The sequence below is a fragment of the Vibrio sp. AIC-3 genome (genome assembly GCF_013114515.1).
Taxonomy (GTDB): Bacteria; Pseudomonadota; Gammaproteobacteria; order Enterobacterales; family Vibrionaceae; genus Vibrio; species Vibrio crassostreae_C.
In genome coordinates, this window is the sequence record NZ_VTXG01000009.1 from 48,733 (window position 1) to 65,010 (window position 16,278).

Consider the following 16,278-nt stretch of genomic DNA (forward strand, 5'->3'; position numbering starts at 1 on the left):
GCCCCTCGTTTTACTATAAACGAAGGGCTTTGTTGACGTTACTGACTAAGTTGTACTGTTAACCAATAGATAACCTAAGGGTACTCACCCTCAACTTCTACCGGCGCTTTCACTTGGTAGTGACAAGGCTGTAGACCAAGTAACTTAGGCAGTGTGATACCTACTGAAACTGAAGACCACGTACCGCTGACAATACCTACAACCAGTGCAATCGCGAAACCTTGCAGCGCAGCGCCACCAAGTAGCCAAAGTGCAGATACGGTGATTAGCGTTGTACCTGAGGTCACCATGGTGCGTGAGAAGGTCGCTTTAACCGATTCGTTAAGCAGGTTATCAGTGTCACCATTTGGATTGCCACGCAGCATTTCACGAACACGGTCGGCAATGATGATCGAGTCATTCAACGAGTAACCCAAAATCGCCAACACAGCTGCTAACACAGTCAGGTTGAACTCGAACTGAGTAAAAGCGAACAGACCCAAGATAAGCGTCACGTCATAAATGATCGCGGCAAGGGCGCCGAGCGCTAAACGCCATTCAAAACGTACACTCAGGTACAGCATGATCATTAGGAAACACACCAATACCGCCAAGCCACCTTGGTCAACCATATCTTGACCGACTTGAGGGCCAACCACGCTGCTGTTAAGCACTTTTACTTGGTCACTTACAGAAGACAAAGCATCCACTAAGTTTGGCTGTGGAGCGTCTGTCAGTTGGCTGTAACGGATTGTCCAGCGATCCTGTTCTGCCATACCAACCACTTGCACGTCTTGTTGGAAAGCCGTATCAAGTTTTGTTTTTAACGCATCTTTGGTGACTTGATCAGAGAGCTGAACCTCAGCAACCACACCGCCAGTAAAGTCCAAACCCCAGTTAAAACCTTTCACTGCCACCAGCATCACAGAGCTCATGAACAGCACAATAGAAATCACAGACATCACCTTACGAAGGCGAGTCATATTGCTATTTGAAAAATAGCGGTCTGAAATAGTCATTTTTGAAGTACTCATGCTTAAATCCTTACATCGTGGCGTTGGTCACGCCCCCAAACCAAATTGATGATCGCTCGTGAAGCAAAAATGCCCGTGAACATACTGGTTAGAAGACCTAAGCCTAGAGTCAGAGCGAAGCCCTGAATCGGTCCATTACCAATGGTGTATAGAGCCACAGCAACGATCATGGTGGTGACGTTAGCATCGAAAATTGACGAGAATGCGCTATCGAAACCACGATCGATAGAGCTAGCAAAGCTGCGCCCTTCTTTCATCTTGTCTCGAATACGCTCGAAGATAAGCACGTTGGTGTCCACCGCCATACCAACGGTCAGTACTAAACCCGCAATACCCGGCAGAGTTAAAACCGCACCCGGTAGCAGCGCAATCAAACCAAACAATGTGGTCATGTTAACCACCAATGCACAGTTCGCGACCCAACCAAGACGGCGGTACCATAGCGCCATAAACGTTAGCGTAAGGCCAAGACCAAGTGCCAAAGCAGCAAAGCCGTTGGTTACATTTTCAGCACCCAGAGATGGGCCAATGGTACGTTCTTCAATGATGGTCACAGGCGCAGTCAATGACCCCGCACGCAGCAGTAACGCAAGCTCTTGTGCATCAGCTAAGCTGCCAGCGCCTGTGATTCTGAAGCGGCTACCCAGTTGAGATTGGATGTTTGCCACACTAATCACTTCGCTGTCTTGCTTGCTGTTGCCTGCTCTATCACGGCTGTATTCGCTGTACACCGTTGCCATTGGCTTACCGATGTTATGACGTGAGAACTCAGACATTTTCTTACCACCAGAAGAATCTAGCGTAATGTTGACTTCTGCACTGCCCATCTCACCAATGCCACTGCGAGCATCAATAATGTGTTCGCCACTCAATACTGCCTTGCGGTCGACTACCACACGGTTGCCGTCTGAATCTTTCAGGGTTTGAGTACTGCGAGTGGCATTGTCGTACACCGAATAGAACGCCAATGATGCCGTTGCACCAATCACGTCTTTCGCTGCAGCAGGGTCTTGTACACCCGGCAACTCGATACGGATACGGCTTTCACCTTGGCGTTGAATCGATGCCTCCGTGATGCCTAGCTCTTCAATACGGCTGCGCATGATTTGCAGGTTTTGTTGAACCGTAAGGTTGCGTAGCGTTCTTTGCTCTTCTTCAGACTGAGTTAACGTTAGCGACTTGTCTGAGCGGTTACGTAGCCATTGTGGGAACTCTTGACGAATCAGCTTCTGGGCTTTTTCGAAATCGGCGTCGGTACGGAAATCAAACTGAACTTGGTTGTTCACCACTTTACCGCGGGCATAACGCACTTCGCTGGTGATCTCGTCGACCATCGCTTGAGCTTGCGCGTGATAAACTGGCTCCATATCCACTTCTAATAAGAACTGCACACCACCACGTAAATCAAGGCCTAGCTGAATCGGTGCGAAGCCCATGTCAGTCAGCCATTTCGGAGCTGCTGGCTCCATCGCTAGCGCAACTGTCGCGTTGTCCAATAGGCGCTCATTCAGCACCTCTTTAGCCTTCGCTTGTTGTTCTGCGTCTTCCAAGATTACGACTAAACGTTGGTCTTTTTGAAATGCCGATTTGGCTTGAATGCCTTCGCTCGCAAGGTATTGGGTAATTTGGCTAGCATCGATGGTCTGTTCAGAACGGTTGTTAATTTGAACCGACGCATTCTCGCCATACCAAGAAGGTAAAGCACTCAGAACCATGATGATGATAGTGGCGATAAGCACCACGTATTTCCACTTTGAGTAGTGGTTTATTTGTTTTCTTTGAATGCGTTTTTTCACAGTCAAGATCTCTTCTTTCTACCAATCACCGTAAATACGTGCTCAAAAATAGCACCAGAAAAAAGCAGTGATCGAGCATTTTAACCAGCTAGGGTGACCAGTTATTTACTACGATTGGTATGTCTAATATTTTGCGAACACGAGCGATGGCTAATCACGACCAGAACAAGCTGATTGAAAGATAGTGATGCTAAAGCTGATGTCGCTATGTTTGTTTTGATTAACTGGCGAGCTCAACGGGCACAAGTGACCATCGATACGACCAATTTAGGGTCAAACGATTAGCTAAGAAGTTCTCGGAAATGCGAGTATTGGATGTTGCCCTCTTTCCACCCAGCAAGCCGGGAGGACGGAGAACTCACAATGCTGGTCCAGTGCTGCTTGGAATCCAACAATGGTGTGTTGAAAAGCAGAGAAGCCAGTAATGAAGGGGGAGAGAAGTCGATCAGTAGGTGATAAGCAGGCTCAAGATCGGCCACGCTTTCTTGCTCATTACTGAGCATACGTCTGAAGTTTGCTGCTTGAAGGCTTGATTCGGTGTCGTGATAGTTGGAACTGTCACCAGAAGGTACTGTGCCAAACTGAGCCTTATCGCACTCTAAGTAGCTCGACGGATTATCCGTATCAGCTTGTTTACAAAGATCATTTTGTGAAGATTGCTCTTGAGCCGAGTATATTTGAAATGGCTTAGAAGGCAACGAATAGCCGTTAGAATTCACTAAGCCAAAGCTCAGTAAAAACAACATTAAGACTAATCGGGTACCTAATTTAAGCAATCTAATATCCAAACAACATTCTCGTAGATCGTCAATCTACAATACAAATGAAACGCTGTCTTGATTTAAAACATTTTTTTAGAAAATGATACGATGCAACCGATTAGGCACTCACGGCATTTAGATTTATATACCTCAAAAAGAGCGCAACAAAGCTTGGTGCATAGATATTATGAATGGTGTAAAAACAAGAAAGCCAAGCGGTGTGCGCTTGGCTTTGGGTTAAGTGTTTCTGTCTGCTTTAGGCTTTAGGCCGCATGATGTTCTTAACCTTACGGCTATTTTCACCAAAGATGCGTTGGACAAGTTGATTCATGTCTTCCGCAGTAATCGACCTCGCCACTCGCTCAACTTGAGACAAAGCTTCGATATCGTAACCATGAAGTAAATAACGAGACAGGTACCATGCTTGGTCAATAGAGCTCGTCTCGAGAGGCGTGAAGTCCGCTTCAAACTGTTTCACGACTGCGTGCATTTCCTTTTCAGAGACGCCTTGTAAAAGGTCTGCAATCACTTTATCGATCGCCACTTCGACTTGGTCAACGTTCTCCGGCGCTACCATCGCCCCGATAACCCACTCACCACTCAGCTCACTATCTGCGGATGCTGAATACACATATGGCGAGTAATCTAAGCTCAACTCTTCACGAATATAGGTATCTAAACGAGTCGCCAGCAAGCGCTGCAGCAAGTCTTCCATGAAAACATCTTTTGCCGACATTTTAACTTCAACGCTAGGCTCAGAGATAACTCGTAGGATGTACTCTGCACTATTCACATTGTTGATCGCTAAATCAATGCGTGATTCAGATGGCTGCTTGTAAGCCACCTTAAATTCAGGAACCTCAGCTTTTTCTAATGGAATCGAAGCCAAGTATTGCTCAACCAAAGGCTTTAATTCACTTGGGTCGATGTCACCCACGATCACCAATTGGTTATGCCTCATTTGACCAAACAATTGCTGATGAAGATTAGCGACGTCTTCCACAGAAACCGCTTCAACACGTTCTTTATCAACAAAGAGGTGGCCACTGTCTTGACGATAGATATTCTGGTTTCTTGCGCGCTCAAACTGACCGACAGGGCTGCTCAAGAAAGATTCTTGACCTTGTACAAACTCCTGTTTCACTGCCTCTAACTGCTCGGGAACAATTTTAGGCGCAGTTATGAAGGTATAAAGCGCAGCAAACGTATCTTTAAGTCCGTCTTTATTGATATTAAATTCAATACCATGACGAGTATTACCAATGAAAGAATCGGCGCTAATATTTTCACGATCAAAGTACGCTAAAAGCTCAGAGCCCGTAAACTCACCGACACCACTTCGAGCGAAGGTAGGTAACGCAACCTCAACAGCTGGGTACAAGCTCGGATCCAAAGCGGCTTTTCCGCCGAGGCTCATGTACATCACCCCAACATCATCACCTGCCTCATAATCACGCAGGTACCACATGTCGATGCCATTGCTTAACGTCCACTTTTGGATGTATGGGTCAATAGACATTTGTTCAGCAAGTACAACCTCGCCTTGCGAGCTAGGTACAGCAAAAGCGCTGGCTGTTCCAATCGCAAGCGGCGCAACTCCCGCCTCGCTATACGTGGCTTTTAAACTATCGAGAGAGTTGATGATCGCGGTTCTGTCTTCGGAGTCATCCATCCCAATAACAATAAAGTAATCATCAGAAAGTAGATTCTTGATGTTGTCGTTAATCACTTCAAGGCTCAAGTTAGCGATGAAAGCTTCCAAGCTTGCTTGATAATCTTTCTGTGATTGGACTATTCGATCATTGACTAACGCACTCACTTTGTAATTCGCGTGTTCAACACTGTCCATTTTATCCCAGTTATGCTCGATGTTATCCAGCAAGTCTTGGTAGTAGTACAGTTCGCCAGCAATATCCGTTTCCGAAACACCAAAATCACGCAATGATGCCAATGTAGAAAGCAGATCTTGTTGGATAACTTCACGACCGCCAGCCGGAAACCCAACACTTATTGACGAATAGTTCAAAGAGCCCATTCGATAGCTATCAGACGCTATCCATTGAGTCGGCAGTGCGGCATCATTGAATACCGCTTCTAATCGTCGTTGAATCAATTGCTGAGCGGTTTCATCTAACCTGCGTTGATTCTGCTGAGCATGATTTTCAACTCTATTTAAACCGCGGTTAAACGTCAGAGTGATGCTTGGCGCTTCTCTTCCTGCGTACTCAACATAATCATCTTCATTGAATGAGGTCGTTTTCTGTTTCTCTGGTCTCGGCGTATCGCCACGCTCCCAGCTAGAAAACTTTTCTTCAATAAGTGGAATCACAGTTTTGATGTCCACATCACCAGAAACGACCAGCTCAACTATTTGAGGTTGATACCAAGTCTGATAAAAGTTGGTGATGCCTTGAGGAGTAGCATTCACGATCGACGATTTAGTCCCTAATGCATCTTGCGATTCGTACGGGCCGCCTTCAACGAAGTAATCATAATATATATCTCCGAATGACTTATCATCGAGGCGAGCCATACGGAACTCACCAAGAACCACGCCTTTTTCTTTTTCGACTTCTGAACTTGATAGATCCAGGCCATCACCAATGTCACGCATCCACGTCAAAGCAGACTGCAATTGGATGTTATCTGGCAAATCTAACTGGTAGACCGTCTCTTCATAAGAAGTGTAGGCATTAATATCAGCACCAAAGCTAGCGCCTGCGTCTTCGAATAGACGAATCACATCGTTCTGAGAGAAGTTTTTACTGCCATTGAATGCCATGTGTTCCAAGAAGTGCGCGTAGCCTTCTTGTTGAGAAGTCTCTTGAATCGAACCGGCGTGCACGACTAAACGAACAGATACGGATTCTTCATGATCTGGATAAACATGATAAGTAAGGCCATTTTCTAGTTGGCCTGAAGTCCATGCCGGATCCGGCTGGATTAAGGTTTCGGTGATACTTGATGTTGAACTACAGCCAACCAAGGTGAGGCATACAGCCGCCGCTAAATAATATGTTTTCATAACAACCTCTTAATGTCATTCATCGACAATATACAGATTGAGTTAACGATTATTATTTAATATTGAACCGGATGAGTATCTTTGTGATCTAGATCTTTATTTTATAAATCACTATACGTTATGTAAGATCGACTGTGCTCGTTTAAAGCAGCGTTTTGATAGAGCCTAATACATCCATTTAAAATCAATGGCTACATACCTTTAAGCTTGTTCGCTACATACCCTTAAAGAGCGCTTGCGAAGCGCGGCTGATCGGTAACTTCTCTCCTGACACATACGCAGACATCTGGCCTGAGAGCCCTTTCTTCACCTTATCAATGGCCGACACCTTAACCACCACCGAGCGATGGATCTGCCAAAACTCATCTGGGTTAAGCTGCGCAATCAGCTCTTTTAGAGACACGCGAAGAATAAATTCCTCTAGCAAACCGCCTTGGCCTTTTTTGAATATAGACACGTACTTGTCTTCCGCTTTGAAGTAAGCAACATCATCGACGGCGATAAGGTGAATGTCTTCTCCAACGCTAGCCTTGAGCCACGTTAGATGTTTCTTCTGCTGTTGATAAAGGGGCTGCGATAGATAAGGAGGCTGCGTTTGCTGGGAAGTCGATTGTGATAGCTGTTGAAGCTGAGCCATTAACGCTGTGATATCGGGCTGTTCCGGAGTGCTACCTGTTTGCGTTTGGTTGCTCGACAAACGCGCTTGCACCTTCTGACATGTGGCCAGTAAGCGTTCTTCATTAATGGGTTTCAGCAGGTAATCCATCGCATTATGTTCAAAAGCTTTGACTGCGTATTCGTCATAAGCCGTAATGAACACAATCAATGGCGGTGAATCTAGCTTGTTGAGTTGCTTCGCCAGCAAGATTCCATCCAGCTCTGGCATACGAATATCGAGAAAAGCCACGTCGGGCTTAAGCTGCTGAATACTCTCCATCGCCTCCAAACCGTTTTGTGCTTTACTGACGATTTCTAACTCCGGCCAAACCTCAGCAAGGCTCTTGTCTAAGTGGTGCCTTAACAGTGCTTCATCGTCTGCGATTATCGCCGTTACGCTCGGCTGTACTGTTGGGTTGTTCATGGTTAGTCCTTTAAATTCACACTGTAAATCGTCTATTTTGCGTCACTGTTCGGTGTTTTCTGATCTGTAATTCTAGGCGGCTGCCTCAGTCAACGGTAACAAGATCGTCGAGACTACCCCGCCTTCAGCGTGTTCAGTAATCGTTAGGCTCGCCTTATCACCATAAAGGGTTTCGATTCTTTGACGAATATTGCTTAACCCAACACCGTGACCCGTATTCGCAGAAGGCGTTTTCAGCCCTGCGCCATTATCAGCCACTTCAATTTTTAGCTGCTCGGCTTGTTGAGTAATACGAATATTCACTTGGCCACCCGCCGCTTTGGGTTCGATACCGTGCGTAAGTGCATTCTCGACCAAAGGTTGAATCAAGAACGGTGGAATCACCTGCAAATCGCTAATCTCGTGTGTTTCAATCGAGAACGCTAAGCGCTCCCCCAAGCGTATCTTCTGAATATTAAGATAAGCGTCTAACAAGTCGACCTCTTGTGCGATGGTCGATTGCTCAGTGCGGCTGTTTTTCAGAGTTACACGTAATAAGTCAGTCAGTTTTTCGAGCATCAACTTGGCTTTCGCGCTGTCACTCTCAATCAATACATTGATGGTCGCAAGCGTGTTGAACAAGAAGTGCGGTTCAATTTGGCTTTGCAGTTGTTTAAGCTGGCTTAGCACCACCACCTTTTCTTGGTCGGCCTGACGACGCTTGGCCACTTCCAATTCGTTATCGGCACGTAACTGCTGCTCCCGAGTATAGAAATAGTAATAGCAAACCGAACAGAAGATCACACCGAGCAAGACTACAGATTTAAGGTCCGAGATATTAGCCCCGAAATACCCGTTCAACCAATAGTGTGCGTTCAAGGTACCAAAGGTCATCGCGATCACCATTGAGATACCCACCTCAAGCGTTCGAGATGTCCTCTTAAACAACTTCACCAAGATGAAAGAAGAACCCACGGCGCTGTAGCCAAAGCCAAAACTGATTGCCAGGTTAACCGTTAATCCGCCGCCCCAAATCGTATGGGTTGTAATCGCAATAAGAACACAAAATAGCGTGGTGAACGCGAAACTCTTAATCCATGGAAACTTACTGTTTGAAAAAGTGTTCATTAAAATCGTCCTTTGATATTTAAAAGAATCATATGACTATCGGGTAAGTTGGCGTAAGCAGAATCACTTTTACCGCCTAGAAAGCGTGCAGCAAGTTCCAAATCCAACGATGAATTGCCATTATCTAAAGCCTGATAATTGAGCCACTGAGTCGCAATAAAACCGCCATCTTGAGGAGACAACATGACATCGAATGTTGGCGTGATATCTTCAAGCCAGCCATGTGTCGAATCCAGAGACCAATGAAACATGATGTTGTGTTGAACCAAATTGGCGTGCTGATAGCCTTGCGCATAAGAACCTACCAACGAAGATGTCATCGGATTAACCGACAAAGACTCTGCACTTTCTATCGCGCTTTGCCACTCAGAATGACTCCAAGCACGGCTATCAAACCAGTATTCCAGCACCACATTATGGCCCGTGTCATTGGCCCATGTTAATCCTGCTAACGCTTGGTAAGCCTCGCCCTGCTCTTCTAGATAAACCGGTTTATGCAGTGAGTTAGGCTGGCTGTAACCCAAACTTTGTCGCTGATAAACCATCGAACCGTGAAACTCCCACGCGAGATTTAATACCGACACCAAGCTCGCTCCAAGCAAGCCGTGGCGTACATCGTCGTAATAAGCGATCCATTGATATTCGTGGTCGCCAACCAGATTGTAACGACGTATCCCAAAGCCTTGTTGCTGATTCTGCTTTTCGAATTCATTTACGTCTTGGGAAGTCCATGACGAATCACTGTAAAGCAGTGTCCATTCGCCCGTCATATCGAACAGTGACGCTGAAGCCACACCTGCGCCCTCTTCTGCGACAATGCCAACAGCGTTTTGTCGGTAAGGCTTGATAATGTCTAACGGTCGGTAGCCATAACCAACACCCCAATCTAGGCGAACCTTACCGAGTGTCACATCAAGGTAGTGATCACCGAACGCTGAATTAGACAGTTCAACACCACCTTGCCAAAACAGCTCGCGCGCAATGAATTCCGATTCAAAGCTCGCGTCTTGGTCTTGAGGAGTATTAGTCAAAATATCATTGGCTTTCACGGCAAACAGGCCAAGCCAATTGCCATATCCAACTTCAAGATCCAACAAACCATTGAGTGACTGACGATTATCAGATGCAAAAGGGCTAAATGGCGACTCTCGCGATTCAACGGCTTCAGCACTCAGTTGCCAGTCCCACGCTAGGCTCAGATCGTCCGCTTGAGTCGTGTTACTCACACAAGACAATGCAAGAAAGCTAGCGATTAAAGGCTTAATGTGGAATCGACGACTAGAAGCTTTCATGGCACCCACCTAAAGCCCAGACACGCTATTACGTGATAAGTAAGCAGGGTTGTAGTATTTGTCCGCTAAAGCTTGTTCGCTTACCTCGCGGTACTCAATCACGGTTTTCTTACTTGGTTGAATCTTATCGAGCAAAGTCATCGAAACTACACTTGGCAAGCCATCTCGCACGCCTTCAGTAAACCAAGCTTGTTTCGCCAGTTTTCCAGAACGCAGATACAGATCCGCTTTAACAGGAAACGCTCGGTCTGCCGTTAACCACAGATCAATCGATTGATAGCTGGCACCCTTGGTTTTCGCCGTTAGCTTTAGATGATAAGTATCGAGTGTCTCGCCAGTCGACCTCTCAACTTGTTGCTCGGCAACCCACTTACCTTGGTAATCTTCGCTCCAAGTGAGCGTCGAAATGTCCCCTACCGAAGCTTCACCCAAGAGTTTCTGCATTGGTGTGATTCGGATAGGTCGGCGCGATTTCGGCATCAGTAACCAATAGTTGTCCTCTATCATCAGCATCTTTTGACCCGCCTCGACCGCCGACTTGAACACGACCAGCGACTCTCGGTTTGGTCTTGTGTAGACGTTGTATTCGCGGGTTTTGTCTAGTTGCTCGTCTTGATATAGCGCGACCAGAGATACCACTTTTGATGCCTGTTCGCTGTTCAAACGGTAGCTGTCTGCCTTAGCAATCATCTCGGTAACTTGCTGTGAATCGATAGCCCAGCTTGGTGCCGATGCTAGAGCCAACGCAGAACCTAAAATAGTGAGTGAACGAGTAAATTTATACATAAACCAGCGCCTCCGTGATTGGCTTATTTACGCCTTTGCGAGCAGAGAAATAAGCGGCTAGCAAACAGATCGTCAGTACACCCAAGGTGGCGTAACCAACCAATTCCAATGAGAAGTAAATGTTGAGTGGGTAACCCTCGGTTCTGCCGGGAGGTGGTGGCATTTGGATATCCACCACCAGCAATAACACCGACACGAAGCCACTCACTAACGCGCCGATCGCGCTGCCAATCACAGCCAACAATCCCGCCTCTTTTAAGAAACCTGCGACGATTTCAGACGGGTAACTGCCTAGTGCCGACAAGGTGCCAATTTCACGAGTACGCTCGGTCACCGACATGGTCATGGTGTTAAACAACGACACAAACACTACCAATGCCATCACTGCGCCCATGATGCCGAAGATACGGTCGTAAAGGTCTTTAACCTTGGTGTAGAAGAACGCGCGACCTTGCCATGGGGTGAGCTCAATATCTGAGCCCTGTTGACCAACTTGCTTGTCCAAAGCCAATTGGATGCGCTGTTGAACCGTCGAAGTCTTGTTGGTTTCAAAAAGAAAGACCGACAAGGTGCTGACTTTATCTGACGCTAAAAGCTCTTGGGCAGTGGTGATGTGTACGTATAACTGACGCTTATCCAGCTCAGGCACTCCTGTCGAGTAAATACCCTGCACCTTAAAATCAAAAGCGTTCAATGCGCCGTCACTGGTGGTGGCGAGCAGTGTCACCCAATCATCAACCGCAACTTTGAGGTTGCGAGCAAGGTCGGTTCCCAGCATCACTTGTGGCTCTTGGCTGTCGTATCTGGGAGATTTCACATCTGAGAGAGTTTGACCGCTGCGTACGTCAAGGAAAGGTCCTTTCATGTCGAACTCGCGCTCATTAACGCCTGTTCCCATAAAGATGCTCGACTTGCTTCCGTTAGACACCAAACCACTAAAATAGACTCGCGGCTGCACCCCACGCACATTGCTGTCGCCAATAATGCTCTTGGTTAGGGCTTGAACATTGTCTAGACCATTGCTCAGCGGCATGTCTTCATCTTGCTCAAAATATCCCGGCGTACTCAAAGTAAGATGACCAGTATCGCGCGCGATCGATTCACGCAGAGATTCATAGGTATAAAGCCCATAACCTCCAGCCGAGGTCAGCGCAAATACGGCAATTGCGATGATCAATACCGAAAGCAGACTACGGCGACCGTTTCTCAATAAATTAAGCCACGCCAAACGCACCGAGGTAGGAAGCAAAAAAGTGCTCATTCTTTGTGTTAACTTGCCCATGAGATTGCCTCCATTGCTGTGGCTTGTAGTGCCAGTTGACCATCGATAAGTTCAATGACTCGGTCACAACGCTGCGCCATTCTTGGGTCATGCGTTGCGACAATAAAGGTGGTGCCCATTTCGTGGCCGAGCTCTTTCATAATGTCGATCACAAGGTTGGCGGTGTGACTGTCTAAGCTAGCGGTCGGCTCATCGGCAATGACTAAGCTTGGGTTGTGGATTAGCGCTCTGGCTATCGCGACACGTTGCTGCTGGCCGCCTGAAAGATTGTCTGGGCGATGATGTACATATTCGCCTAGCCCAACACGCTCCAACATCTCTTGTGCTCTGGTCTGCTGTTCTTGTTTCGAACATTGGTTCAACATCAATGGGTAGGCCACGTTCTCAAGTGCCGTCATCACTGGAACCAGATTGAAGCGCTGAAATACAAAACCCAACGACTGACGGCGAAAGCGTGCAGCGGCGATTTGCTCTGTCGGATACGGTTGGCCATCAATATTGATCTGTCCTCGATAGCTCATATCCAACAAACCAAGAATATTCAAAAGTGTGCTTTTTCCAGAACCCGACGGGCCACACAACGCCACCATTTCACCGCGCTGGATATGGCCATCGACCCCGTTTAATGCATCAACACGTTGACCGCCTGTGACATATGCTTTGCCGATATCTTTAAATTCAATCATCCCGTTTTCCTCTGATTACTAACCAACTGTTTAACTTCCATGCCCTTTATTTCGCTTTCGCTATTAGGGCCTTCGCAGTCATCGTTTCGATGTTGTCGGCATCGGCCGTTTCCATTTGCTCTAGCCACGCTTGTGCTTGCGTTAGGTCTTCAGCACGAATCGATGCCTCAATCGCATAACGGTAAATCCACGATGTCACAGCGAAATGCTGTTGCTGGAAAGCATCTTCAGCCAATAGCGAGAGGAACAGGTCATAACCACGATCGAAATGATTAAACATGTCTGGCAGAGAGGTGTAAGTAACGGCGGCCATTGCGCGAGTTAGGTAAGAATCTGGCAGCCCTTGAACACGGGGTTGTTCATGAATTGGTTGGTCTTCGTCTTTCAGCAGCACCAGTGATTTATCAATGGTTGATAAGCCTCTCTCCACATACTTCATCTTGTTCCAAGGTAAGAACGCATCACGCCCCATCAGGGTTTCTGTGCTTCCTAAATAAACTAAAGTCAGTGGCGTAGCGCCGTCTTGTTGCAGCGTGTCATTAAGGCGTTCATAAGCCACCTCAACCAAGTCTTCATTGCCTTGCGCCGCTTGGTTGTAGATATCGAGCACGTCTGAACTCGGGTTCGCTAAAGCTAACGACGGTGCAAACGAAACAAGAGCAATCAGCAATGAACGCTTAAGCACAGAAGTTGTAGAGCCTGAATTAAATGAGTGTGAAGTAGTCATGATTTCTAATCCCTTTCAAATGTTGACGTTGAAAGGTTAACTAGAATTTGTCGTGCAGTTTTACCAATGCGACGAATGGTAATTATAAGGAGTGAATGGTTGAGAGGCGGTGTGAGTGGGGTCTCAACCTTATAGGAACTAGACGAACACTATTCGCATAATTAGCCATAGTTACCTCCCCCTCTAACTCCCCCTCAATCTGGGTTCATCAATATCTCTAGATCTTTAGCAGAGGGGGAGAACTTTCTTTAGCACTGAACATATATCGACACTTTTAACGAGCGATGTTCTATTCCTCCCCTCTCCACGATCAGCAAGGGATCTACATATGAATCAAGGGGAGGCTAGGAGGGGATTTATTTTGGATTAACGCACTCGGCAGAGCTCAAACCAAAAAAATAGCCGCTAATCCGCGGCTATTTTTAGTTATCTAAACGAAGTTCCTATTACTTCGATCTTTCTACTTCTTTGTCTCTTCAACCACGGCTTTCATCAATACTGATGTATCCATGCGGCCTTGTCCTTCGGCAGACAGTGCCTTGTAGGCGTTGTTGGTCTTTTCAGTCAGTGGAAGCTGGATGCCTTGGCGCTCAGCTTCATCTAGACAGAAACCTAAGTCTTTGATCATCCAATCAATTGCAAAGCCAAAATCGAACTTGTCTTGTGCCATTGTGGTAGCGCGGTTCTCCATCTGCCATGAGCCAGCAGCGCCGTTTTTAAGGCAATCAACCAGAGTTGGGATATCCAAACCTGATTTTTCAGCAAGCACTAAGCCTTCAGATAAGCCATTCAACACTCCTGCAATGCAGATCTGGTTAACCATTTTCGCGCGTTGGCCTTGGCCGACTTTACCCATAAGAACTGACGACTTACCGTAAGCTTCGAACACAGGTTGAAGGTCGTTGAAAAGCGCTTGTTCGCCACCACACATGATGGTTAGCACGCCATTTTCTGCGCCCGCTTGGCCACCAGATACAGGTGCATCCATAAAGCGAATACCGGCTTGCTTCGCTGCCACTTCAAGCTCTTCAGACAGAACTGCAGACGTTGTAGTGTGATCGACAAGAATCGCGTTTGGCTTCATCGCTGCCAATGCGCCTGTTTCGCTGGTTGTCATGCTGCGTACGTCGTCATCGTTGCCCACACAAACCAATACCACGTCAGCTTCCGCTACACATTCAGCCACAGATTCTGCCGCTTTACCTTGGTGTTTATCAGCCCAGTCTAGCGCTTTACTGTGAGTGCGGTTAAATACCGTTACTTCAAAACCGGCTTTGACTAGATGGCCTGCCATTGGGAAACCCATAACGCCTAGCCCGATAAAACTTACTTTCATTTCTTTCTCCTTTTATTTGACCAAACCATCGCTATGAAAAGATCGAACACTCTCAATCAGTGCATCAATAAGCAGGGTCAAAGCCTTTGGCTGATATTTTCTTTCTTTGTACACTAAATACGCTTGGCGATCACCCCGATGATACTCAGGGAGCACTTGAATCAAATTCATCTCAGGGGATACATGACGAAAAGGCAATGAAGCAAGCCCCAAACCTTTTTGCGCTGCTGCCGCCACCGCATGAATATCGTTGACGATGAACTTAGGTTTAATCGTGATCATCTGCTCTAAGCGGTCGGATTTGTAGAGCGGCATATCAAACACATCATCGACGTTAATCCAATCTTGCAGCTCTAGGTCGTCGGGTTTTTCTATTGTTGCACGCGAATCTAAGTATTCTGGGCTTGCATAAAACCCGTGTTTGGCTTTAAACAGCGGTCGAGCAATCATGCCTTCCATGTCCGAGATCTTAAACGTGATCAGTAAGTCACGATCAGTCTGTGGAATGAGCTGCTGCTGGCTCAGAGTAAGGTCGAGCTGAACGTTTGGATACTGAGTGAGGAATTGCTCTACCGTCGACCCTAGAAAGCCACTGTAGAAGTTATGAGGCACGGCGAGCTTTATCTTGCCTTGGATAGCGTCACGCTCTTCGAGCAAGCTATTAAAGCCATGATGAATCGACTCCATGCCGCTGCTCAGCGCTGCAAACGCCGCCTCACCGTCTTTGGTGGCCACCAGCTCTCGACCTTTCTTTTCTAAAAGTCGGATATTGAGGCGATCTTCCAATGCGGTTAGCCGACGCGACATAGTCGACACAGGGAGTTGCAGCCGTTTCGAAGCCGATAGCAAAGAGCCCTCTTCAACCACTGCACAGAATAAAAACAGATCATCAATGTTTCCAAATATGGAATTCATATTTCTACATGTGCCTATTTTTCTCATTAATGGATAAATGTAACCTTATCTCATCAACATCAGAAAATCACGGGAGAAACATATATGAGCAAAAAACAATTTTGGGTAACCGCGATTTTATCCTCACTCACCATGGCAACCATCATGTCTGGGTTAATTTCTGGCTACAAAATGGGATTCAGCTCCGAGTGGCCGCCAATCTGGATGCAAAGCTTTTTCATCGCTTGGCCGTGTGCCATCACACTCAACCTCACCGTGCTTCCTTTGATCAGAAAATTCTCAGCATGGATTTGTCGCCCAAGAACGCTTTGCGAACCTGACATCACGGAACGATGATCAAGGGCTAATGTTAAGGAGCTATAGTCTAGGTTCTGCGATCAAAAAGATACGGTAAAAAAGCTATGTTCATGGGTAAACGACTGAATTACAGCCATAAAAAAACCGAGCACTAGGCTCGGTTTTTTATTAGCT

14 protein-coding genes are annotated in these 16,278 nt (G+C 46.7%); 1 reads left to right on the forward strand and 13 read right to left on the reverse strand.

Going from position 1 to position 16,278, the window contains the following annotated elements:
• Positions 1-74 precede the first annotated feature (74 nt).
• From secF to F0229_RS08805, 13 genes are all read right to left on the reverse strand, one after another.
• Positions 75-1,013 carry a protein translocase subunit SecF gene (gene secF / locus F0229_RS08745; RefSeq protein ID WP_004732672.1) on the reverse strand — a complete coding sequence of 313 codons (939 nt, stop codon included), beginning with the start codon at positions 1,011-1,013 and terminating at the stop codon, positions 75-77.
• Positions 1,014-1,015: 2 nt separating this feature from the next.
• Positions 1,016-2,815, reverse strand: a complete 1,800-nt coding sequence (gene secD / locus F0229_RS08750) for a protein translocase subunit SecD (RefSeq protein WP_171732650.1) — start codon at positions 2,813-2,815, stop codon at positions 1,016-1,018.
• 275 nt (positions 2,816-3,090) lie between these two features.
• The gene (locus tag F0229_RS08755) at positions 3,091-3,555 is read right to left on the reverse strand and encodes a hypothetical protein (protein WP_171732651.1); all 465 of its coding nucleotides are present in this window, start codon (positions 3,553-3,555) and stop codon (positions 3,091-3,093) included.
• Between the two features lie 271 nt (positions 3,556-3,826).
• Entirely contained in the window at positions 3,827-6,595 is a 2,769-nt protein-coding gene (locus tag F0229_RS08760; protein ID WP_171732652.1) for a pitrilysin family protein, read from the reverse strand.
• A gap of 214 nt (positions 6,596-6,809) precedes the next feature.
• Complete coding sequence (locus F0229_RS08765; protein ID WP_171732653.1) at positions 6,810-7,676, reverse strand: LytTR family DNA-binding domain-containing protein; 867 nt, start codon at positions 7,674-7,676, stop codon at positions 6,810-6,812.
• A 72-nt stretch (positions 7,677-7,748) separates the two neighbouring features.
• Positions 7,749-8,783 carry a sensor histidine kinase gene (locus F0229_RS08770; protein ID WP_171732654.1) on the reverse strand — a complete coding sequence of 345 codons (1,035 nt, stop codon included), beginning with the start codon at positions 8,781-8,783 and terminating at the stop codon, positions 7,749-7,751.
• Positions 8,783-10,075 (reverse strand): hypothetical protein, encoded by a 1,293-nt coding sequence (locus tag F0229_RS08775; RefSeq protein WP_171732655.1) that lies wholly within the window; start codon positions 10,073-10,075, stop codon positions 8,783-8,785. The genes F0229_RS08770 and F0229_RS08775 overlap by 1 nt, the downstream gene beginning before the upstream one ends.
• A gap of 9 nt (positions 10,076-10,084) precedes the next feature.
• The gene (locus tag F0229_RS08780) at positions 10,085-10,861 is read right to left on the reverse strand and encodes an outer membrane lipoprotein-sorting protein (RefSeq protein WP_065583958.1); all 777 of its coding nucleotides are present in this window, start codon (positions 10,859-10,861) and stop codon (positions 10,085-10,087) included.
• Complete coding sequence (locus F0229_RS08785; RefSeq protein WP_171732656.1) at positions 10,854-12,143, reverse strand: ABC transporter permease; 1,290 nt, start codon at positions 12,141-12,143, stop codon at positions 10,854-10,856. Before F0229_RS08785 ends, F0229_RS08780 begins: the two co-directional genes overlap by 8 nt.
• Positions 12,131-12,829, reverse strand: coding sequence for an ABC transporter ATP-binding protein (locus F0229_RS08790; RefSeq protein ID WP_017067011.1), 699 nt, complete (start codon positions 12,827-12,829; stop codon positions 12,131-12,133). Before F0229_RS08790 ends, F0229_RS08785 begins: the two co-directional genes overlap by 13 nt.
• A gap of 46 nt (positions 12,830-12,875) precedes the next feature.
• Positions 12,876-13,556, reverse strand: coding sequence for a hypothetical protein (locus F0229_RS08795; protein WP_017065104.1), 681 nt, complete (start codon positions 13,554-13,556; stop codon positions 12,876-12,878).
• Positions 13,557-14,016: 460 nt separating this feature from the next.
• On the reverse strand, positions 14,017-14,892 hold the full coding sequence (locus F0229_RS08800) for an NAD(P)-dependent oxidoreductase (protein ID WP_017070192.1): 876 nt from the start codon (positions 14,890-14,892) through the stop codon (positions 14,017-14,019).
• A 12-nt stretch (positions 14,893-14,904) separates the two neighbouring features.
• Positions 14,905-15,807: a LysR family transcriptional regulator gene (locus F0229_RS08805; RefSeq protein ID WP_171732657.1), complete on the reverse strand. Its 903-nt coding sequence runs from the start codon at positions 15,805-15,807 to the stop codon at positions 14,905-14,907.
• An 84-nt stretch (positions 15,808-15,891) separates the two neighbouring features.
• Here F0229_RS08805 and F0229_RS08810 point away from each other — a divergent pair, with 84 nt between their 5' ends.
• The gene (locus F0229_RS08810) at positions 15,892-16,143 is read left to right on the forward strand and encodes a DUF2798 domain-containing protein (RefSeq protein ID WP_108166870.1); all 252 of its coding nucleotides are present in this window, start codon (positions 15,892-15,894) and stop codon (positions 16,141-16,143) included.
• Positions 16,144-16,278: the final 135 nt, after the last annotated feature.